The following is a 22,104-nucleotide window of genomic DNA, read 5'->3' on the forward strand; positions in this document are numbered from 1 at the left end:
TATGGAGACAAATGTTTTTTTACAAAGGACATTGGAGAGGTGAAGACAAAAATGAAAAACTACGTTTCTATCGGTTTGCTAGGTTTGGGAACTGTTGGTTCCGGTGTTGTACAATTAATTAATAATCATCAAGAGGAGCTTGTCCATCAAGTTGGCTGTGAAGTAAAGGTAAAAAGCATTCTTGTTCGCGATGTTGATAAAGAACGAGATATTCAAATTGGGCAAACACACCTCACCACTGACCCGAATGATGTATTACAAGATCCAGAAATTGATATTGTGATTGAAGTAATTGGCGGAGTTGAAGAAGCCCGCGAACATATTATTCAAGCATTAGATGCTAAAAAACATGTCGTAACGGCTAATAAAGATCTCATCGCATTATACGGACCTGAATTACAACAAAAAGCACTAGATAATAAATGTGATTTATTTTATGAAGCAAGCGTTGCCGGAGGCATTCCTATTTTAAGAGGTCTGTCAGACGGACTCGTTTCAGACCGAATTCAAAAATTAATGGGAATTGTGAACGGGACAACGAATTATATTTTAACAAAAATGGATGAAGACGGACTCTCTTATGAAAGTGCACTAAAAGAAGCACAAGAGCTTGGTTTTGCTGAAGCTGATCCTACTTCTGACGTAGAAGGTCTAGATGCCGCTCGTAAAATGGCCATTTTAGCTAGGCTTGCCTTTTTCACAAATGTAGAACTTCCAGATGTTGAAGTTTCCGGCATTAGCAATGTTTCCGTACAAGATTTAAATTACGGTAATAAATTGGGCTATGTGATGAAATTAATCGGTCTTGCACATTTTGAAGATCAACAATTGGAGGTAAGTGTACAGCCAACATTCCTATCGAAAAGCCACCCGCTTGCATCCGTTAAAAATGAATACAACGCCATTTATGTAAATGGTGAAGCAGTCGGTGAAACAATGTTCTATGGTCCTGGTGCAGGAAGCCTTCCAACTGCAACAGCGGTCATGTCCGATGTAGTGGCCGTCATTAAAAATATGAGACTTGGAGTTAATGGAAAAAGCTATGTTAAGCCTCGATTTGAAAGAGTGTTGAAAACACCGGATCAAAGATTTGGCCAATATTACTTCCGCCTTCATTTGAAAGATCAGGTAGGAGCTTTCTCTAAAATTACTAGCCTATTTAATGAATTGGACATTAGCTTTGAAAAAATATTGCAAACACCTTTAAGCAAAAATGAACTTGCAGAAATTATCATTGTCACACATAATGTTTCCATGGAGCGCTTTGAAAAAGCACTCATGGAATTAAGAGATTTGAGTGTAGTAGAAGAAGTGATCAGCTACTACCGTGTAGAAGGAGATGCAAAAAAATGAATTGGCCGGGATTAATTGCAAACTATAGAGATTTTTTACCAGTAACAGATGAAACACCGGCATTAACGCTACAAGAGGGAAATACCCCATTGGTACATCTCTCAAACTTATCCAATCAGCTTGGGATTGAATTGTATGCGAAAATTGAAGGAGCCAACCCAACCGGATCATTTAAGGATCGTGGAATGGTCATGGCTGTTGCAAAAGCAGTTGAATCTGGAAGCAACTCGATTATTTGTGCTTCCACTGGAAATACATCCGCGGCTGCAGCTGCATATGCAGCAAAAGCCGGCATTAGAGCAATTATCGTCATTCCAAATGGAAAAGTCGCACTTGGAAAGCTTGCTCAGGCGATGATGTATGGTGCAGAAATAGTCGAAATTGAAGGAAATTTTGACGAAGCTTTAAATATGGTTCGAAAAGTGAGTGAAACTTCCGCGGTGACACTCGTCAATTCTGTCAATCCTTATCGTCTAGAAGGTCAAAAAACAGCCGCATTCGAGGTTTGTGATCAATTAGGCGGCGCACCGGATATTCTTGCTATTCCAGTTGGAAATGCTGGTAATATAAGTGCTTATTGGAAAGGTTTTAAGGAATACAATGATGTGAAAAAAACTGGACTTCCTAAAATGTTTGGTTTTGAAGCCGAAGGTGCTGCAGCAATTGTACAAGGGCAGCCTATTGCTGAACCAGAAACAGTGGCAACTGCGATACGTATTGGAAATCCGGCAAGCTGGCATCTAGCGGTCGCAGCCCGTGATGAATCCGGTGGAATGATTGAATCAGTTACAGATGCTGAAATTCTTGAAGCCTTTAAACTGCTTGCTAAGACAGAAGGAGTGTTTGCTGAACCTGCATCTTGCGCTTCTATCGCAGGAGTTTTACAACAAGTGAAGACTGGCAGCATTCCAAAAGGCAGCAAAGTAGTCGCAGTATTGACAGGAAACGGTTTAAAAGATCCACAAACTGCTATTTCAGAAATCAATATTGATACTGTTGTTCTTCCTAATGATGAAAAAACTGTATTAGAATATATCGAAGGTGTTGTAACTGCATGAGTATGTTCAGCATCACCGTTCCGGCAAGTACGGCAAACCTTGGACCCGGATTCGACTCTGCTGGATTGGCGTTAAATTTATACTTAACACTGCGTGTTGAAAAATCAGAGCAATGGGAATTTATACATCAATCTGTACATCTTCCCCCTGCTCCTAAAGCTAGTGAACACTTAATTTATGAAACGGCCGAACGGACGGCGAGTAAATATCATTCCACATTACCATCTTGCAAAGTCATTGTAGAAAGTGATATTCCGCTTGCTCGTGGACTTGGCAGTAGTGCTTCAGCTATTATAGCGGGCATTGAACTTGCCGACCAGTTATGTGAATTATCACTTTCTATGGAAGAAAAGTTAAGGATTGCAACCGATATTGAAGGGCATCCCGATAATGTAGCTGCTTCCCTTTACGGCGGATTAGTCATTACGTCGCAACTGGCAAATAGCGAAATAGAAGTGTTTCAAAAAACGGAAGCAGATCTTGATTTTATCGTATATATTCCTGTCGTTGAATTAAAAACAGAAGATGCGAGGAAGGTTCTGCCGGATCAATTTGCACGCAATGAAGCTGCTAAAGCAAGTGCAGTTGGAAATGTTATGATTGCCGCACTAGTTTCTGGAAATTATCAGCTTGCTGGAAAGTTGATGGAAGAAGATTTATTCCATGAACCATACCGATCTTCCCTCATTCCTAACTATGATAATATTCGCCAAGAAGCAAAATTAGCTGGGGCATATGGAACGGTTATCAGCGGGGCAGGGCCAACAATGATTTCCTTTGCACCAACAGGTAATGGGGAAGCCGTTGCTTCACAGCTTCAGAAATTGCTCCCATCATATGAAGTAATCGTTTTGAAAATGGATCAAGCAGGAAGTCGAGTTAATCTTGATGTATTGAATCATCATTCATGACAAAGATAGCCTATGGCAAAAGTGCCTAGGCTTTTTTAATGTTTACATTTTTGCATTCTCTTATTTTTTCAACGATAATAATACATAAAGGGGGCTGAACAATTATGGATAATTTTACTTTTTGGAATCCAACAAAACTTATTTTTGGTAAAGGGCAAATTGAGCAATTAAAAACGGAAGTACGTAAGTATGGTAAAAAAGTTCTCCTCGTATATGGCGGCGGAAGTATTAAAAGAAATGGTTTATACAATAAAGTAATGGCTTTATTACAAGAAATTGATGCTGAAACCTTTGAACTGTCGGGAGTCGAGCCGAATCCGCGGATCTCTAGCGTTAGAAAAGGCGTAGATATTTGTAAAAAGGAAGGCATCGATTTTATATTGGCCGTTGGCGGCGGAAGCGTCATTGACTGTACTAAGGCCATTGCAGCTGGTGCAAAATATGATGGAGATGCATGGGATGTTGTTGTTAAACGAGGCAGTGTGAATGACGCCCTTCCATTTGGAACCGTTTTAACTTTGGCTGCCACTGGATCAGAAATGAACTCTGGCTCTGTTATTACAAACTGGGAAACAAATGAAAAATATGGTTGGGGCAGTCCTCATACTTTTCCAAAATTCTCAATCCTTGATCCAGTTAACACATATACAGTACCAAAGGATCAAACCGTTTACGGCATCGTTGATATTATGTCGCATGTTTTTGAACATTACTTTCATCAAGCGGAACATACAGAGTTACAGGATCGTCTCTGTGAATCCATTTTACTTACTGTAATGGAAACAGCTCCAAAACTTGTGAATGATTTGGAGAATTACGAACACCGAGAAACCATTCTTTACAGTGGAACGATGGCTTTAAACGGAATGGTCAATATGGGCTTCAGCGGCGACTGGGCAACTCATAATATTGAACACGCTGTTTCTGCCGTCTACGATATTCCACATGGCGGCGGACTGGCCATTCTTTTCCCGAATTGGATGAAACATAATTTACAAGTAAATCCTGCTCGTTTCAAAAAGCTTGCCGTTCGCGTGTTTGGTGTTAATTCTGAAGGAAAAACAGATGAAGAAATCGCTTTGGAAGGAATCAAAAAGCTCCGCGAGTTTTGGAGTAGCATAGGAGCACCTTCGCGCCTAGCTGATTACGACATTGATAATAGCAAGCTTGACATCATGGCAGATAAAGCAATGGTCCATGGTGAGTTTGGGAATTTTAAAAAGCTAAATAAGGAAGATGTAGTTGCTATTTATGAAGCATCATTATAGTAAACAAATTAGATTAGATGATGGAATTGCTTGCCGGCAAAACTGAAATATCGGATAGTCGATTCAGTAGAACAACTGTCAACCCGGAGAAGCTGCCAGTAAATTGAATAATTCCATTTAGCATAAAATAAAAACCTGGGATCCCAGGTTTTTATTTTACTTCCACTTCATATTCTTCATGTTCATGCAATCCTTCATCATTTTGGACGTGAATTTTAACAGAATATAATCCAGCTTCATTAAAAGCATGTGTTCCAGAGTATTCTCCAGCCTTTGTTTCACTGGCATCTACCCATTCATGTTTATCAGAGATTTCATCATTCCAAATCTCATAGCGAACACGAGCTTTTTCTAAAGGCTGATCGTGATCTTGTAAATGGACAATAAATTCCGTGTTTTTCCCTTTTTCTATGGACTCCGGTTTCATAAAGTGCATGCTAAAGTCTTCAGAATGATTGCCATGTTCATGATCTCCGTGCTCATGATCTCCTTCTTCGTGATCACTATGAGTATTTTCATCTTGCACACCCTCGCCAACTGTAACTGACTTTTTAGGCATCGTATGCAATCCACGAGCTGTCACATGCACTTGTACGGTGAACATACCGTCGTGATCAAAAGCTTTTTTTGCTTCATACGTGCCGTCTTTATGATTAACGGAATCAATCATTTCACCTTCTTCTTTTTTCCCTTCTTCCCACACTTCAAATACAACTTCATCTGCATCTGAGACTTTTTCATCCCCTTGTGTAACAGTGGCTTTAAATGGGACTTCCTCGTTTACATCTGCTGTCTCTTGAACCTCTAACGCCACGTCTAACATTTCAGGCATTTCATCCTCTTGATTACTATTTTTGCCACTATTACATGCGGCTAGCATAAAAACAAGCATACTTATAGAAATAATTCCAATTAACTTCTTCAAATTTTTCTCCTCCAGTTAAATGATAAAGTAACTTTACAATAATTTTGTGTAATTCATGTGAAATAAAAGTTACTTTTTATTGAAGTTGATAAGCGGCAGTCTAATAAAAACAATGGTCCCTTTGCCAACACTGCTTTTAATATTTAAAGTTCCTTGATGCAGCTTTATTAACTTTTCTACAATAGATAAACCTAGACCTGTTCCGCCTTCCTTTCTTGTCCTCGCCTTGTTCACCCGATAAAATCGTTCAGTGATTTTCTTTAAATCTTCTTTAGGGATTCCACTTCCATTATCTTCAATTGCCAGCAATGCAAAATCGGAATCCTCTTTTATTAGTGATATCTTAATCGTACTATTTTGAGCTGAATAGCGGATTGCATTATCCAATATATTTAAAAATGCTTGTTCAAGACGTTCTGCATCTGCCTCAACAATTAATTCATAGTCCAACTGATACACTAAATCTATTCCTTTTTCAAGCATTCTAGGCTTACTTTTCTCAATCGCTTCCTCAATTGTTTGTGCAAGAGATATAGGGGCTTTTTTTAAAGAAAACTCTTTTGATTCTAGTTTAGCTAATTCCAATAAATCATCTACAAGTCTTTCCATCCGCTTAGATTCACGTACAATGATTTGCTGATACTTATGAACATCTTTACCTGATACAATCCCCATTTGAATGGCTTCCATATACCCTTTTATGTGGCTTAATGGTGTTCTTAATTCATGAGAAACATTAGCTAAAAACTCTTTTCTCTGTTCATCCTCTATTTGAATCGATTCAGCCATTTTATTAAAAGTCTTGGCAAGCTGCCCGATTTCGTCGTCATGATAATGATTGATTCTAGTAGAAAGGTTTCCATCCGCCAGCTCTTGTGCTGCGATCTTCATATCAACCATCGGTGTAAGGAGAGACTTTATCCACTTATTTCCCATTGTCAGGGCAATTAGTAAAAAGATAGCAGCCCCTACTAGCCAATAGATAGTGTATTGGAATGTCATCTCGTTTAGCTTTGCTAATGGGTAGTAAATATAAATAATTCCCTCTAATCTTTTTTCATCTAATAAAGGGATAACTGCAGAAATGACTTCCCGATCCAACCTATCTACTCGTCCTTTCTTAAAGACGATATCCCCCTTTAACAGCTGCTCTCTTTCTTCCCCATTAATTAATGCTTCATAGTCCATTTCAAAAGGTAGACACATACTTAATTCCCGTGGGTTTTTAACCGCAAAGATTTCGAATTTCGATTTACTATTAAACCAATTAATTTCATCCATCATTTTTTCTGATATCGTCCCCGACTCATAAGATTCCGCGAGGCTTGTACCGGTATCCAGCATTTCCTCTTTCATATTTTGAACATACAATCGTTCATATAAAAAGAAAGAAAAAAAGTAAGTGGATATTATCGAAACAATAAATGCAATCAATAATGCTAATGATAATTTACGAGCTAAACCTAGCTTCATTTCGGCAACTCCAATTTATATCCGCATCCCCATACGGTCTGTATCATACTCCCAGCTTCCTTGCCAATTTTCATGCGCAAAGTTTTAATATGAGTATCAACTGTCCTTAATCCACCTTGATAATCCATGCCCCACACTTGATCAAGAAGCGCTTCTCTCGTAAAAACTTTTCCAGGATAACCCATCATCAAACCGAGTAATTCAAATTCCTTATAAGTGACGTTAATGTCTTCATCATTAATCGTAAGTTTTCTCTGATCCACATGTAATTTGATCGGCCCAAATCCTAACGTAGATTCTGAAGTTGCTCGTAAATCTCCTCTCCGCAATACTGCTTCTATTCTAGCGACAAGTTCCCCAGGTGAAAAAGGTTTTACAATATAATCATCTCCACCGAGCTGTAAACCTTTAACTTTATCCCATTCTTCTCCTTTTGCGGATAAAAAGATAATTGGAATATTACTGTTTTTACGAATGGCTTTACAAATTTCAAAACCGTCCACATCAGGCAGCATAATATCAAGCAAGATAAGATCTATCTTTTCAGTTTCAAGCAACTGTTTGGTTCCTCTATAGCCAGCTGCTTCAAACGTTTTGAAACCTGAATTATGCAAATACATGGCAATGAGGCTGCGTAAATCTTCTTCATCATCCACTATTAAAATATTCATCTTAATTCACCTTCTCACGTACAATAATAACAAATGGTCCCTTGCCTACTTTTGTTGTCCGCTCAATTTTTAACGAATCAGGGTTTATCCAGTACAGCTCTTCACTGTCAAATCCTGCTACCATTATGTTCCCTTGAAAATAATGGATTGCAAAAGGATTCGCCCCTACTTCCAATTGCTCAATCAATTGTTTATCGTGAGTAAAATGGTAGAGCATATTCGTTCCATGGCTGATAGAATATATACCATGACTATTTTCATAAAAGTCTACGGGCATGAGCGGGGCAGAAATTTCCTCTTCTATCTTCTTTGACTTTAGCGAAATAACAGAAATGGAAGATTTGGCTTTATTCCCTACTCCATGGCCACCGATCCATATTTCTTCCTCGTCTTCACGCAATAACATTCCTACCGAGGAAGAAGGTATCGAAATTTCATCACTCACTTCCAATGTACTCAATTGAATAATAGACAATTCTTCTCCTTGAAAAGCAGCTACATACAGGTTAAGGTCGTCTGCCGCCATCGCCATTGGATAGTTCTTCGTTTTGATTTTATTCGTTTCATTTCCTTTTTTATTAAAAAAGAGTACTTCATTGCGATTTTTATTAGCAAAAGCAAATTTAGAAATCGATGGAATGTATATACCATTCACGATCCCTTTACCTGTTTTTATGGTCTTCTCTATTTTTCCAGTCTTAACTGAGTAAAAATCAATTCCTTCGACTTCGGGACCATATAAAACTAATGTGTCACCATCTGTATGCAAAAAACCTCCGGTGTACATTTTGTTAAAATTCCATTTTGTAAGTTCCTCTCCGCTTTCGTTAATAAAACTCATACTATTTTCTTTTACATTCAAAGTCGCTACGAATGGCTGACTGTTAGTAATCGGTTTTTGCTTCTTTTCCTGACATCCTGTCAGAAAGATTACCATTATGATTGTGAAAGCAGTTATGAAATTAATTATCTTCATTTCATCTCTCCCTCGATATAAAGAAGGTTCTTTATTTAAGAATAACCTAATAATGTGATATATTGATGAAATTACTATGTAGTTTTTAGGAATATTGGGCAACCACAAGTTAAAAAGCCCAAGGAATCCCCTGCGCTTTAATGTTTGTAATATATTTATATAGACTCACGATTAGCTCCGGATTTATTTAAACTGTACTGGCTTCATCGTTTCATCCAATGCTCTCATTTCATAACCGTTATCTTTATAATATTTTAATACTTTTTCTAAATGGGCGAGCGTGGTCGGCTTTTCATGCATTAATACAATGATTGGCTCATTTTTATTAAATTGTTGCGTTTGGTGGATGACATTATTTACATATGCCCCATTCGTCATCTTCCAGTCAGTCGAATCAATGTTCCAATCCCACAAAATCAGCTTCTCTTTATCGGCAGCAGCTTTAAATGGAGCTGTCACATACGGCTTTGACCCGTATGGCGCTCTTATAAGATGTGTCTGCACATTGGTTGTTGTTTTAATAAAATCGATCGCCTTATTCATTTCACCTATAAAACTTGCAGGAGAACGATATATTTTTGAGACATCATGGGAAACCCCGTGAACGCCTACTGCATGCCCTTCCTTAACCATTGCTCTTACGGCATCTGGATAATTTCTCATATTTGGTTCAAGCATAAAAAATGTGGCTTTTGCATTGTATTTCTTTAATATTTTTAATATATCTTTCGAAACAGCATGAGGACCGTCATCAAATGTCAAATAAACAATTTTGTCTGTTTTTGCTGGCTGCTCTTTTTTTGGCGTTTTCTGAGGAGTCTTTTCTTTAGCAGGTTGTTCTTTATCTTGCTGATTCTTTTTGATATTTTCATTATGTTTTTCTAATTCTTTTTTATGTTTTTCAAGTTCTTTTTCATGCTCACGTATTTCTTGTTTACGTTTCTCTAACTCTTGTTTTTGCTTTTCTATTTCTTCTGTATGTTTTTTTAATTCTTTCTCATGATTCTGTCTATCCTCTACATCGATCGATTGCCCATTTCCTTTCGCCTCTTCGGTTTGGTTATCTATTTCTATCCCTTGCTCATCTTGATTTTTTTCTTTTGCCATATTTGTTTTGCCTTCAATGCTATCAGATTGTTTATCTTTTGCATTTACATTTTCAACGGCCATTGTCGGCATTATTATATTTTTACGAGCAGCAGCATTCTTTTCAGCGATCCCATCCCAAATGAAATACGTTAGGACCATGATAAACAAAATAAAAGAACCGACTGTTATTTTCCCTAAGCGATTTAATTTTTTTCTTTTCCTTTCCGACCCCTTCAATCCCTTCAACCCCTCGACATGATTCTACTAGTATCATAAAACAGTTTTATTCAAAAAGCGTTACAGAAAGGTTACAATTATTACAGTTTAATTGTAATATATTTTAACTAACATTTGGGCAGAAAAAAATCCCTTCTCAAAAATATTTGATGAAGGGATTGAAGATATTAGTTGATTGCTAGTTCATCTTGTCGAAAGGAACCTGTTCCAGTCACAATTTCTTGCACTTCTAATCCATCTAATGTCTCTTTCTTCAACAGCTTATCAACCAAATGATCAAATTCAGCTTGATGTGCTTTAATCATTAGCTCTGTTTTTTCTAATGCCTTTTGAAATAAATCTTGCATTTTTTCATCTTTAGCTTGTTTATGGAATGTTAAAGTAAATCCATCTTGAAGCATACCTGTTTCGACCATATCTTCTAATATTTGCTTAGCTTGCTGAACATCTCCACTAACACCGATGCTATGCTCACCAAGATAAATACGCTCCGCTACGCCTCCTGCGAGAATCATGCTTACTTGATCTAACAACTCACTTGAAGTCGTTAAATGAAGTTCTTTTTGAATAGGTGCAACATATCCTAAAGCTTGTCCACGCGGGATAATGGTTGCTTTACGGACAGAGCCAGGTTTCGTTAATGCTTGAATAAGAGCGTGCCCTGATTCATGGATGGCTACACGTCGCTTCGTTTCAGGATCATTCAATGCTCTTGATGTATTCCCAAGTATGGTTCGATCAATAGCATAGTCCAAATCATCCATATCGACTACATCTCGACCTTCACGAACAGCTTTTCTACTTGCTGATTCAAATAAATTGCTAATTTGTGCACCTGAAAAACCAGTAGTGCTTTCAGCAAGAGTATTTAAAGAAGCATACACTTCATGGGACAATCTTTTTCCTTTTGTGTGGATGTCGATAATTTCTTTTCTTCCTTTTGTATCCGGCAACGGCACTTGGAAAGTAAAGTCAATTCTTCCTGGACGGAGGAAAGCGTCATCCAGCATATCTTTTCTATTCGTAGCTGAAATGAAAAGAATTCCGTCGTTTGCATGTCCACCATCAAGCTGGACAAGCAACTCAGTCAATGTTTTTTCTGCTTCTTCCCCACCATGCTGTTTCCTTTTCCCTGCAAGTGCATCCACTTCATCAATAAAGATAACGGCTGGAGTTTGCTTTCTTGCATTTTCGAATAATCCTCTAATACGCGATGCCCCTACTCCAACAAATAACTCTGTGAACGCAGATCCACTTGCTGAAAAAAAGCTAGCTCCAATTTCATTTGCAATCCCTTGGGCAAGTAATGTTTTTCCAGTCCCAGGAGGTCCGTATAATAAAATCCCTTTCGGTGCTTTAATCCCAATTTTTGAAGATCGTTCTGGGTTTTTAATAATTTCTAAAGTTTGGTGGATTTCTTCCTTCATCTCTTCAGGTAAACCACCGATATCATCTAGTGTAATACTCGGAAGCGGTAATGGTTTTGAAGTGCTATGTTTCATTTTCGTAATGCCTGCTCCACCTTTTCGCTGAACAATGACGGCGGCGGCAATTAAAAGAATCACAATTCCTCCAAAGATCCAATTTCCTGCTTGACTCCCGTCAGAATACTTATAGTTAACATTATATTTTTCAACTAGCTCTTCGACTAACGGGCTATTTGGACGAAAGTGAGAAACATACTTTCCCTCAGGTGTATTTATATAAAGTGTACCATCTGACATTTCTTTAAGTGTTACAGACTCTCCATTTTGAGCTTGAATGGTTTTTTCTATAGCTGAAAATGGAATAACCGTCCCCTTATTCATAGTCAGAACTACCCACAAAATGACTGATGCAACAACGACAATCCCAATGGCTAAAGGAACAATTTTCGATGCGATTCTGGAATTAGATCTCACTGTTCCATCTCCTTTATAGAAAAGCGCAAGCGTCTTCGTCATCGACGTTAAAACTTCAGGGCCGTTGACTTATCGTTGAAGGGCTAGAAGTTTTCTTGTCAATTGGCGCCGGGGCTAGACATTATTTAAATTAGAATCTAGCAATAAGTATAACATTATTTTAATATAATGGTCATTATACATTTTATGACATTTTCATGACTAATTGACTTTTTTGCATATAAGAAAAGCGGAGGACCCCTTAGGGGAAGGAAGACTATAGGCGCAACGTTCTGTCGCTTCGCCTGCACGAGACATTCATTTACGTCGCAACGCCTTTCTAACCCGCATTCTGCGGGCCTCCAACAAGCAAATGTTCTGAGTCAAAAAAGTCCGGGTCATTGACTTTTATTGACTCCGTTTATTTGACCTTGAGGCTGGCGCCAAGAGCTAGATAATGAAAGACTTGTATTAAATAAGGATCGTATAAAATTTTTTTACTTCCTTTACTTATAAAAAAGAACCTTGCATCACAAGGTTCTCTTCAATCATTAGATATTATCGCCAATCAAGAAATCCTTTCTCCAACCCTCTAATTAAAATTTCCGCAGTGCCCATGTTTGTCGCAAGTGGCACACCATACACGTCGCAAAGGCGCATTAAAGCAGAAACGTCTGGTTCATGAGGCTGAGCTGTTAAAGGATCACGGAAAAAGATGATCATATCCATTTCATTTTGGGCAATGTACGCTCCAATTTGCTGATCTCCCCCAAGGGGACCCGATTGAAAACGGCGAATTTCCAATCCAGTCGCTTCCATAATCTTTGCTCCTGTCGTACCTGTTGCAAATAACTCATGTTCTTGCAAAATTAATTTATAGGCAGTAGCAAATTGGATCATATCGTCTTTCTTTTTATCATGTGCAATCAATGCTATTTTCATGCTCTTTTTCCCCCAACATTAAAATTTTTCTGCTGATTCCCTATCAATGCGTTTACTATAATTTATCCACTCATATTGGCGCAGTTTTACTTCAAATAGTTTCAAACGATTGAGGAATAACTCGGGATTGGATTTAAGCTTTGCTAAATCTACCTTGTTGCTTTCTACCTTTTCATCCAGTTCGTCTACAGTTTGTTTCAATATACTTAACGGTTCCCGAAAGAATATGTGAACATCTCTGCCAATGGCTTTTTCCAGTAATTCAAACTGTTTAAAGAACTTCGTTGTAATGGAATTGGCTGTTTCTTCGTACGTTTCGTTTTGTATATAGCTTTTATACGTATTAGCAAGTATTGCATTATTTTTCGGAAGTACTCCTAATAATTTCCCTGCACCTTTCAGCAATACTTGAGAAGGTGTTCTTCTCAATAAAATATTTTCTTTTTCAATATTGACCGAACTTGTCATCCTGTCAATATCCCTTTTCCAATCATCGATGATTTGAAAATCGCAAAGCAGTGTCAATTTCTCCTCAGCTAGCAGTACGTTAAATCCATCGGCCCATTCAGTCATTTGATCTTGGCATTTTGACAGTTCTACTTGTGAAAAAGCGAGCCAGTCTTCCAGTGAGCGAATAAAAATAGGAATGATCATATTATTTAAATATTCATCAATTCTTTTATTCATCTCATTATTTACATCTAGATGAATTTTTCCGAAATCACTATCTTCTTTTATTATTTCCGATGATTCTCTAATTAGTTTTGGAATCGTTTTTTGTAAATCTGTTTTAATCTCTTCCTTAATATTGTTATAAGCTTCAGCGATAACATGTACTTTTTCCTCTTCCAAATCCTCTAATTGATGAATTGATCCTTGCATCCTCGCTAAAATATCATCATCTTTTTCGATTGATTCGGACAATAAAAGACTCGTTTTTTCTTGTTGTTCAAGCAAACTCGTTATACTTTTTCTAATTGCTAATAAGAGGTTTGTTGTCAGTTCATGCTGCCCTATCTCTACATCGTCTATGATCCATTCAATATCTTCACCGACAGCCAATTGATTGGACTCTGCCCAATTTTTAATAGATTGAAAGATTTCAATACATTCCCGAAAAATATCAGTGTTGTGATTGACCTTCGATAAATCGGATTCCGCCTTTTCAACAATCTTACTATTTAGTGTTTCAGGAAAAATATCATTCCACGACAATATCGCTGTAGAAACAAATAACGAATTATTTACATTTGAAACTTTTTGCCATGCTTTTAAAAACATAGGCATCATTTTTTCTACTTCTGTTAAGTCGTACATCCCATCAATCAATTCAATAAATGAACCCTCGAATAATTTGGACAGACGATTGTCATTCTCCACGGCATTTTCTATTATGATGTCATTTATCGTGTGCAACCAAGTATGATAAGTGTTCTGATTATGATAATTTACCCAAAGTCCTGCAACAGTATTTGAAAATTGTTGAAGATTATCCTGAGCTTGAACTGTTATTACTGGGGCAAAAAAAGCAGGATCGTGATATTTTGCGTGCCCCTCGTTAATATAAGTATTTAATGTTGTATACCAGCTATTAGACTTTGTACGAATAGCCTCGTTGGCAGCAAGCTCAATAGCCCGATTCCAATCTTCCTGATTTTCATAAAAAGCTCTTGCCAATTTGGTTACATTTGGATAATCAGGATTAAGTTGGACAGCATTTTGAATCATTTGATTCGCCTCAGAGAACCTGCCCTTCGCGAAATATAACCCAAATAATTGCAGGGTAATTTCGGTATTAAGTATTAGTGAATCAGTAGTAACCGTTTGATAAATGTTCTCTGCCGTATCCAATAAGTCGAGTTCAATATACGCATCAGCCATATTTTTTCTGGCCCATGGTTCTAGTTCATTATGAATACTTTCCCATTTGAAAATGGCAGCTTCAAAATCTTGGCAATGATAGTAAGCTTCACCTTGTGCAAAACGGATCATGGAAAGATCGGGAAGATCCTTTTTTTGTTCTGCAAAAAATAAGTCCCCCAATACATTAATAGGATGTCGTTTTTCATTATCCAATATAAACGTCTGATAATATGTTTTTTGGATAAAATTTTCTTCAAACGCCATTTTTTTCACCGTCTTCCAAATGAATTTTATAAGAAAAGCGTAAGCACCTGATTAGAAAAAAGTCTGCTTTCGGACTTTTTTATCCGCTCTAAAGTTGGACATGATATCCTACGCTTTATCGGCAGGATACACAAGTCCAATCTGCTTTCTTGCTTCGGATAGAATCCTGGCAGTAATTAAGGAATTTTCATATGAATTAATTTTAGATTCCATCATTCCCGATTTTATCAAATTAATAAATTCTTCTACTTCATAATACATGGAAGGAACTATATAAGGCTGACCTATATTTTCCATTTTCCCATTTCGGTATCGGATTTCCACCTTTTCCGGTGTCGAAATTTCATCAATGATCAAGCTTCCGTCCTCACCTTGTATTTCTGATGGAGTATAAGAATTGACGATTTTAGAATGAGTTAAGACGGCTTCAAATTCATCATATTGTAAAAGTAGGCTACCACCTCCATCTACGCCCGAATCAAGCATAACTGCATTAGCCTGAATTTTTTTCGGTTCCCCGAATAAGACAACAAGGGGATATATACAATAAATACCCAAATCCATTAACGATCCATTCGAAAAAATGGGATTAAATGCATTTAATATCGTTCCATCTCGATACGCATCATACCGCGAAGAGTATTTTGAAAAGTTTGCGAAAAACCTTCTAACCTTTCCGATTTTATGTAAATTTTCCTGAACTGCAATGAAATTTGGTAGCAGTGTCGTTTTCAGCGCCTCCATCAACAAAACATTATGACTTTTAGCTGCTTGAATCATTTTTTCCAGCTCAGTAGGATTGGAAGCAATTGGCTTTTCACATAAGACATGCTTGCCATTTTGAAGAAACATTATAGATTGCTCAGCATGGAATGAATTGGGACTTGCAATATAAACGGCGTCCAAAGCATCACTTTGAGCCATCTCCTCTATATTTGTATAAACGGTATTCACATCATACTTTGCTGCAAACTCTCGCGCTTTTTCTTCAGTGCGTGAATAAACAGCAGTTAGTTGAAAATCTTCTATATGCTGAGCGGAACGAATAAACTCGGCTGTAATCCAATTCGTTCCAATTATTCCAAAACGAATCATCCCTTACCCTCCCATTATAATGAAAATCTTTATATGTTTATTCTTACTATATTTCATTTGCGGAAATCTTGCATTTAAAAGATAGAATTTTATCGAATTATCAACATTTTTCGATGATCGAACCCCTTTGATCATCCCGAAAAAAAGAAAGACGTCTCCTATAATGTTACTGGCCAGCAGTTAATTAGGAGATGTCCCCATCAAAAAATGATTTTATATATAACATAAGTCGTTTAACTTGCTTGGATTCACTGCGACGCATTCTGTTTCCGGGCGGCTCCTTTCTTTGTCCAAATATACGTCAGGATGAAACAGCCGAGTAATATAATTGCACCAAATGCAAAAGGGATGTTCCTATGCCAATCAAATAAGGTGCCAGCTAATGCGGGCCCAATCATATTTCCTAAGCTCATATAGGAATTGTTCATACCAGCAGCATACCCTTGTTCATCGCCCGCGGATTTTGAAATTAATGTATTAACGGCCGGTCGAATTAAAGTAGTTGCAGTTGAGAATATAGTCGCAACCAATAAAATGATGTAAAAACTGCTGACAAATAACATCCCATACAGACTAATAGCTGCTACAAATAGACCAAATAAAATAATTCTCATTTCACCGAACGCAATAAATAATTTATTTAAAGCAAAAACTTGAACAATGACACCGACAAAGCCACCAACTGTAATGACAATAGCAATGTCGTTTGGCGTATAATTAAATTTATATGTCAAAAACATCGTTAAAGTGGACTGGAAATTAGCAATGCCAAAAGAAAATACAAATACAACGATTAAAAAAACAAAATAGCTAGTTTTAAAAGAGCGGGCCATTTGTTGAATAATATTTTCGCCTTTTGGCAGTCCCTTTGGCTGCTCCTTAACTACAGGCCTGATTGATGGGAGGATCATTAAAGATAAAATTCCGGCCAAGATTGTGGCAGACCCTCCAAAATAGAATGGGAAATGCAAGCTGATATTAGATAATAAACCACCGATTCCTGGGCCAATCATAAAACCTAATGAAATTGCAGCCCCAAGCCAGCTCATTGCTTTCCCACGTTCTTCATTAGTTGTTATATCGGCAGTATAGGCCATTACTGGGGGAACGATGAATGCAGAACCAACTCCTGTAAAAAATCGACAAAGATAAAGCATCCAAAGTTCGGTAGACAGCCCAAAAGCAATTTGCGAAAGACCATTCAATAGAAGTCCGAAAATAATTAATCTTTTCCGTCCATAGCGATCCGATAAATTTCCAGCAGCCGGAGAGAATATAAATTGGGCAAAAGCAATGATTGCTATCATAAAACCTAATGCTTGTCCCGCAGCTCCAAACGTTTTCAAATACGTTGGCATAACCGGAATAATAATTCCAATCGCACTAAATGTGATAAACATATTGAACATTAAAATATATATAGCAAATTTTTTAGAGATTTTCATATGGCTTTACTCTTTTCATTAATATAGTCGTCTATAATGCACCTTATTATAGCTTTGTTGGACCCTATAAACAAATAATACTGTTTCCATACAACTTGGCAGGAGCAAAAAAAACAACCGTGTTGATTAAATCATTTTTAACACGAATCTATGATTTGTTTATAACAAGACATCTCGACCACAACCTCAGATTCAAAAGCTTTTCCTCCATTTGCCCTTAGCCTTTCGATTTATTTGCATTTTTATTAAAAAATGAAAAAGTAACATAATCACAAGTTTTTCTTGAAAATATTTCTTCAACCTCTTGCATCATGAACTTCTTGTGGTAGAATATTTTGTATATTCAATTCGACAATTAGAATACTGATATGTAATGATGAAGAAGGTTTTTAGATAATAGCAAAGAGAGTCGGTGGTTGGTGGAAACCGATGTATTGTCTACTATTGCCCAGCACTTCTGAACTGGCTAAACGCCCGGCTCCCGCCGTTATCGACTCGAGGCTGATTTGATTTTTAATCAGTGAACGAGGGTGGCACCACGATATCACGTCCCTCATAACTTGGCGAATGCTCATGTTATGGGGGCGTTTTCATTTTAGCAAGAGAGGCGTAGGGGCACCTGATCATGGGAGACAGGCAAATGTTCTGAGTCAAAAAGCCTGTATTTTGACTTTTATTACTTAGGTTATTGCCCCCGAGCCCCTGGCGCCTGAAGCTAGATCAGAAAACAAAACAAAAAAGCAGAGGAGATATGGATATATCATGTATAAAATTCTCGTATCAGATGCAATCAGTGACAGTGGTTTAAAGGCACTTTATGATCATCCAAATTACACAGTTGATAAAAGACCAGGTCTGCCACCTGAAGAATTAAAAACAATCATTTCAAACTACGACGCATTAATTGTGCGCAGCCAAACGCAAGTGACCGCTGATATTTTAGAAAATGCGGAAAAATTACAAGTAATTGCTCGTGCTGGTGTCGGAGTTGATAATATTGATGTGAAAGCAGCTACTAAAAAAGGAATTATCGTCATTAACGCACCAGGCGCCAACACAATTTCTGCTGCGGAACTGACAATGGCCATGATGCTTTCATTAGCAAGAAGCATTCCACAGGCCCACGCCTCCACTTCTGCTGGAAAATGGGAGCGCAACTCTTTTAAAGGTGTTGAAATGTTCGAAAAGACACTTGGAGTAGTAGGAATGGGAAAAATCGGAACAGAAGTAGCCATGCGGGCTAAAAGCTTCGGAATGAAGATTCTTGGGTATGATCCGTATTTGACTGAAGATAGAGCAGATCAGCTTGGAATCAAGAAAGCATCTTTAGATGATATCGCAGAAGAAGCTGACTTCATTACCATCCATACACCACTTATTAAAGAAACACGCGGCCTTATTAATGACGACTATTTGGCAAAAACAAAACAAGGCGTTCGCATCATCAATTGTGCCCGCGGAGGAATTATCGATGAAGCTTCACTTGTAAGAGCATTAAATTCAGGAAAAGTTGCAGGAGCCGCACTTGATGTATTTGAATCGGAGCCTTCAACGAATATGGAGTTATTATCTCATCCAAATATCATTGTAACACCGCATCTTGGCGCATCCACCGTTGAAGCCCAAGAAAAGGTAGCGCATGAGGTAAGTGAAGAAATCATCGAAATTTTTGAAACACAGTCTATTAGCCATGCGGTCAATATGCCGCAAATTTCTGGGGAAACCCATAAGAAACTTCAGCCATTTATTACTCTTGGTGAACAAATGGGAATGCTAGCGATTCAATTATTAAAAGAAGCTCCAGACAATGTTGAAATCAATTACTATGGTGAGCTTGCGAAAGAAAATACAGATTTACTAACTCGTACAATAGTCAAAGGCATCCTATCTCACCATTTAGGAGATACTGTAAATCTTATTAACGCTCATCATTTGTTAAAGGATCAAGGCGTATCTTCAAATGTTTCTAAACATCCTAAGAGTAAAGGCTTTGCAAGTTACGTGGAACTTACTCTTTGTAGAGATGGCGTCAAGTCCAATATTGGAGCAACGGTTTTGAACGGATATGGAGCTCGCATTGTTAAAATGAATGATTATCGTATTGACGTTCGCCCGGAGCCATATCTTTTATATATAAAACATCATGATATCCCAGGCATGATTGGCCGCGTCGGCTCTACACTTGGCGATTTTGATATCAATATTGGCACGATGCAGGTGGGACGTTCTGAAGTCGGCGGCGAAGCGATCATGGTACTCACCCTTGATAAAATTGCCGATAAAGACGTGATTTATGCTTTAACAGTAATAAGAGGTCTAGAATACGCACAATTCCTTGAACTTCCCAATGGTGGAATTCCAGTGATGAGTTAATTTTTTTAGATAGCAGTTAAGGTGCAAATATTGTTTTTGGGACAGAATCTCCGGGATGTATGCGGGGGGCTGTCTCCTTTTTTATTTGCTTTTGGAGTGGGTTGATTTTTGAATTTCTCAATAGTTTTACTCTCTGATGGATAATTTTCGATTCATGCAACGATTTTGTCCAGCATAACCTCTCTGATGGACAAATTTTCAAATCGTACAACGATTTTGTCCAGCATGACCTCTTTGATGGACAGATTTTCAAATCGTACAACGATTTTGTCCAGCATAACCTCTCTGATGGACAAATTTTCAAATCGTACAACGATTTTGTCCAGCATGACCTCTTTGATGGACAGATTTTCAAATCGTACAACGATTTTGTCCAGCATAACCTCTTTGATGGACAGATTTTCGAATCATGAAACGATTTTGTCCATCATAACTACTTTGTTGGACAAATTTTCGAATTAGAGAAATGGTTTGTCCATCATGATCTGACCAACCCTATTACATCATAAAAATATCCGAAGGAAGCAGGATCTTCCTCCGGATATTTTTATTTTACTAATGAAAGTACTAAATCTTTTATATCTAGTACACTATCTAGAATGTAATCCGCATTATGTTTTTCAAACTCTTCTCTTGCGTCTTTTCCTGATAAGCCTGTCAAGACTGCTGCAAATGTACATCCCATTTTTCGAGCCGCGAGTAAATCTGCAAAAGAATCTCCTACAACCAATGTTTCTTTACCTTTTGGAATGGGCATTTTTTCCTTAATGCACTCTAAATCAGTTTTCGTTTTTCCGGATAAGGCCTTTACGTATGTAAAAGGATTTGGTTTTGAAAGCCCTGTCATCTCTGGAATTGAGCGTTCCGCATTTAAAACATCGTCAGCTGTAACAATATAATTTACATCAAAATGTGTTAACCAGCCTAAATATTTAAATGGCTCAATTGTTTCGAGCTCTGGGCGCCCTGTCCCGATACCGATTGTAACGCCTGCTTTTTTCAATGAATCAAATAACTCCGAAATATCTGCTGCCGGAGCTAAAACTTTTTCAGAAGATAAAAATCCTTCTTTTCCGGTTTGAACAGAAGGCCTGCCCGTCGATGCCAATACATGCTGATCCCCTACATACCACTCTTGAGAAACATGTTCACAAGTTGACCAAAGTTCCCCGATTTCTCCAAATACAGTTTTTTCAACCCCGAGCTTTTCTTTTGCTAGAAAATCAAGATGTGAAAATAAGCCCTCTTTCGTACGTTCTGCCTGTTTGAAATCATCAAGCAAGGCAGCAAAATCAAGTTGTATCTCTTTTTCAGCCAAAGCTTTTCCAATTTCCTGTAAAACAGTACGATCAATCTCTTTGGAAACCCATTTCGCAACTTGTTCGGATTCTTTTATTTGTTCTAAAAAGCGAATCAGCTGGTATGCTACCGTTATATAAATCATGTCCCAATTCGCATTCAATCCACAGGACTTTTGAAATTTTAGAACGAGATCGTTTTCAAAAACGCAGGCGCGAATATTCTCGATTTCAGAATCAGTATAATTCACTTTATATTTTTCCGGATTCAAGGCCAAGTAATTTTGGCTGTATAATATTTCCCAAACTGTTAACGCTGAGGCATCGAAATAGCGTTCCTCACTCAGTAAAACTCCATCCACATCGAATAAAACCGTCTTTATCATAATTCGTCTCCTTGCATACATGATCGGCACTTCTATCCTTTAGTGTAACATAGTATAACTCGGTTTCAATCCTCATCTTTTACATCTATATCTTCCGGAATCGGTTCGTTCGCCAATTCTTCTACAAGTACTTTATATTTTTCGAGCTGCTCAAAATGTGTTCTGAATTGCTCTTTATAAATCAATACTGCCCCTTCACTATCCCGCAAAAAGCGGATTTTCCCTTGTAAAATTAATTGCTCCACATAAGGAATAGAAACTGATAAGTACTCTGCTGTTTCTTCAATCGTTAAATACATTTTCATCACCCTAACGCATAATTCTTATTATATAATACCATCCTTATGCTTAAAGGAGTGAATAAAAAATGCCAAGAAAAACAAGAGACACAGGCTCGCAGGCGTCTTCCCATTTTGACGGGGAATATGAGGATATTATTAATGATCCAGGGCTGCAAAGTCCACAAATGGGATTGAATATAAATATTACTGGTAAACAAAACCCCTTTCATGTATCCGAGCTTCCTAACGACGATCTGAAAGATTTTGAAGAGCTGACGAGAGGTAAAAGTGTAGAATAAAAAGCATGAATGGACGG

At 37.7% G+C, this 22,104-nt stretch carries 19 protein-coding genes; 6 read left to right on the forward strand and 13 right to left on the reverse strand.

The window, feature by feature from the left end:
- The first annotated feature begins 51 nt into the window (after positions 1-51).
- From KHA96_RS18970 to KHA96_RS18985, 4 genes are all read left to right on the forward strand, one after another.
- A complete protein-coding gene (locus KHA96_RS18970) occupies positions 52-1,353 on the forward strand; it encodes a homoserine dehydrogenase (RefSeq protein WP_213130883.1) in 1,302 nt (433 codons plus the stop codon).
- Positions 1,350-2,411 (forward strand): threonine synthase, encoded by a 1,062-nt coding sequence (gene thrC / locus KHA96_RS18975; RefSeq protein ID WP_213130884.1) that lies wholly within the window; start codon positions 1,350-1,352, stop codon positions 2,409-2,411. The genes KHA96_RS18970 and thrC overlap by 4 nt, the downstream gene beginning before the upstream one ends.
- Complete coding sequence (gene thrB, locus KHA96_RS18980) at positions 2,408-3,322, forward strand: homoserine kinase (RefSeq protein ID WP_213130885.1); 915 nt, start codon at positions 2,408-2,410, stop codon at positions 3,320-3,322. The genes thrC and thrB overlap by 4 nt, the downstream gene beginning before the upstream one ends.
- Before the next feature lie 104 nt (positions 3,323-3,426).
- Complete coding sequence (locus KHA96_RS18985) at positions 3,427-4,590, forward strand: iron-containing alcohol dehydrogenase (RefSeq protein WP_213130886.1); 1,164 nt, start codon at positions 3,427-3,429, stop codon at positions 4,588-4,590.
- A 151-nt stretch (positions 4,591-4,741) separates the two neighbouring features.
- On the opposite strand, the gene KHA96_RS18990 is transcribed toward KHA96_RS18985, so the two are convergent.
- The 10 genes from KHA96_RS18990 to KHA96_RS19035 form a co-directional block, all read right to left on the reverse strand.
- Entirely contained in the window at positions 4,742-5,515 is a 774-nt protein-coding gene (locus KHA96_RS18990) for a FixH family protein (RefSeq protein ID WP_213130887.1), read from the reverse strand.
- A 69-nt stretch (positions 5,516-5,584) separates the two neighbouring features.
- Positions 5,585-6,988, reverse strand: coding sequence for a sensor histidine kinase (locus KHA96_RS18995; protein WP_213130888.1), 1,404 nt, complete (start codon positions 6,986-6,988; stop codon positions 5,585-5,587).
- Positions 6,985-7,659, reverse strand: coding sequence for a response regulator transcription factor (locus tag KHA96_RS19000; RefSeq protein WP_213130889.1), 675 nt, complete (start codon positions 7,657-7,659; stop codon positions 6,985-6,987). The genes KHA96_RS18995 and KHA96_RS19000 overlap by 4 nt, the downstream gene beginning before the upstream one ends.
- Position 7,660: 1 nt before the next feature.
- Complete coding sequence (locus tag KHA96_RS19005; RefSeq protein ID WP_213130890.1) at positions 7,661-8,635, reverse strand: YncE family protein; 975 nt, start codon at positions 8,633-8,635, stop codon at positions 7,661-7,663.
- 183 nt (positions 8,636-8,818) lie between these two features.
- Positions 8,819-9,961 carry a polysaccharide deacetylase family protein gene (locus KHA96_RS19010; RefSeq protein ID WP_249315755.1) on the reverse strand — a complete coding sequence of 381 codons (1,143 nt, stop codon included), beginning with the start codon at positions 9,959-9,961 and terminating at the stop codon, positions 8,819-8,821.
- 167 nt (positions 9,962-10,128) lie between these two features.
- The gene (locus KHA96_RS19015; RefSeq protein ID WP_213130891.1) at positions 10,129-11,862 is read right to left on the reverse strand and encodes an AAA family ATPase; all 1,734 of its coding nucleotides are present in this window, start codon (positions 11,860-11,862) and stop codon (positions 10,129-10,131) included.
- A 537-nt stretch (positions 11,863-12,399) separates the two neighbouring features.
- Positions 12,400-12,783: a methylglyoxal synthase gene (gene mgsA / locus KHA96_RS19020; RefSeq protein ID WP_213130892.1), complete on the reverse strand. Its 384-nt coding sequence runs from the start codon at positions 12,781-12,783 to the stop codon at positions 12,400-12,402.
- An 18-nt stretch (positions 12,784-12,801) separates the two neighbouring features.
- Positions 12,802-14,859, reverse strand: a complete 2,058-nt coding sequence (locus KHA96_RS19025) for a tetratricopeptide repeat protein (protein ID WP_213130893.1) — start codon at positions 14,857-14,859, stop codon at positions 12,802-12,804.
- Positions 14,860-15,018: 159 nt separating this feature from the next.
- Positions 15,019-16,005 (reverse strand): Gfo/Idh/MocA family protein, encoded by a 987-nt coding sequence (locus tag KHA96_RS19030; RefSeq protein WP_213130894.1) that lies wholly within the window; start codon positions 16,003-16,005, stop codon positions 15,019-15,021.
- 248 nt (positions 16,006-16,253) lie between these two features.
- Positions 16,254-17,450, reverse strand: coding sequence for an MFS transporter (locus KHA96_RS19035; RefSeq protein WP_213130895.1), 1,197 nt, complete (start codon positions 17,448-17,450; stop codon positions 16,254-16,256).
- Positions 17,451-18,212: 762 nt separating this feature from the next.
- Between KHA96_RS19035 and serA the strand changes: the two genes are divergently transcribed.
- Complete coding sequence (gene serA, locus KHA96_RS19040) at positions 18,213-19,823, forward strand: phosphoglycerate dehydrogenase (RefSeq protein ID WP_213130896.1); 1,611 nt, start codon at positions 18,213-18,215, stop codon at positions 19,821-19,823.
- A 152-nt stretch (positions 19,824-19,975) separates the two neighbouring features.
- Here the strand turns inward: serA and KHA96_RS19045 are convergent, their stop codons facing one another.
- The 3 genes from KHA96_RS19045 to KHA96_RS19055 form a co-directional block, all read right to left on the reverse strand.
- A complete protein-coding gene (locus KHA96_RS19045; RefSeq protein ID WP_213130897.1) occupies positions 19,976-20,203 on the reverse strand; it encodes a hypothetical protein in 228 nt (75 codons plus the stop codon).
- Between the two features lie 167 nt (positions 20,204-20,370).
- Complete coding sequence (locus KHA96_RS19050; RefSeq protein ID WP_213130898.1) at positions 20,371-21,507, reverse strand: HAD family hydrolase; 1,137 nt, start codon at positions 21,505-21,507, stop codon at positions 20,371-20,373.
- A gap of 65 nt (positions 21,508-21,572) precedes the next feature.
- Positions 21,573-21,806 carry an excisionase family DNA-binding protein gene (locus tag KHA96_RS19055; RefSeq protein WP_213131106.1) on the reverse strand — a complete coding sequence of 78 codons (234 nt, stop codon included), beginning with the start codon at positions 21,804-21,806 and terminating at the stop codon, positions 21,573-21,575.
- A gap of 68 nt (positions 21,807-21,874) precedes the next feature.
- On the opposite strand from KHA96_RS19055, the gene KHA96_RS19060 reads away from it, so the two are divergent.
- Positions 21,875-22,087, forward strand: coding sequence for a hypothetical protein (locus KHA96_RS19060; RefSeq protein ID WP_213130899.1), 213 nt, complete (start codon positions 21,875-21,877; stop codon positions 22,085-22,087).
- The last annotated feature ends 17 nt before the right edge of the window (positions 22,088-22,104 follow it).

This window comes from Bacillus sp. FJAT-49711, assembly GCF_018343715.1.
In the GTDB taxonomy this organism is placed as follows: Bacteria; Bacillota; Bacilli; order Bacillales; family Bacillaceae_C; genus Lederbergia.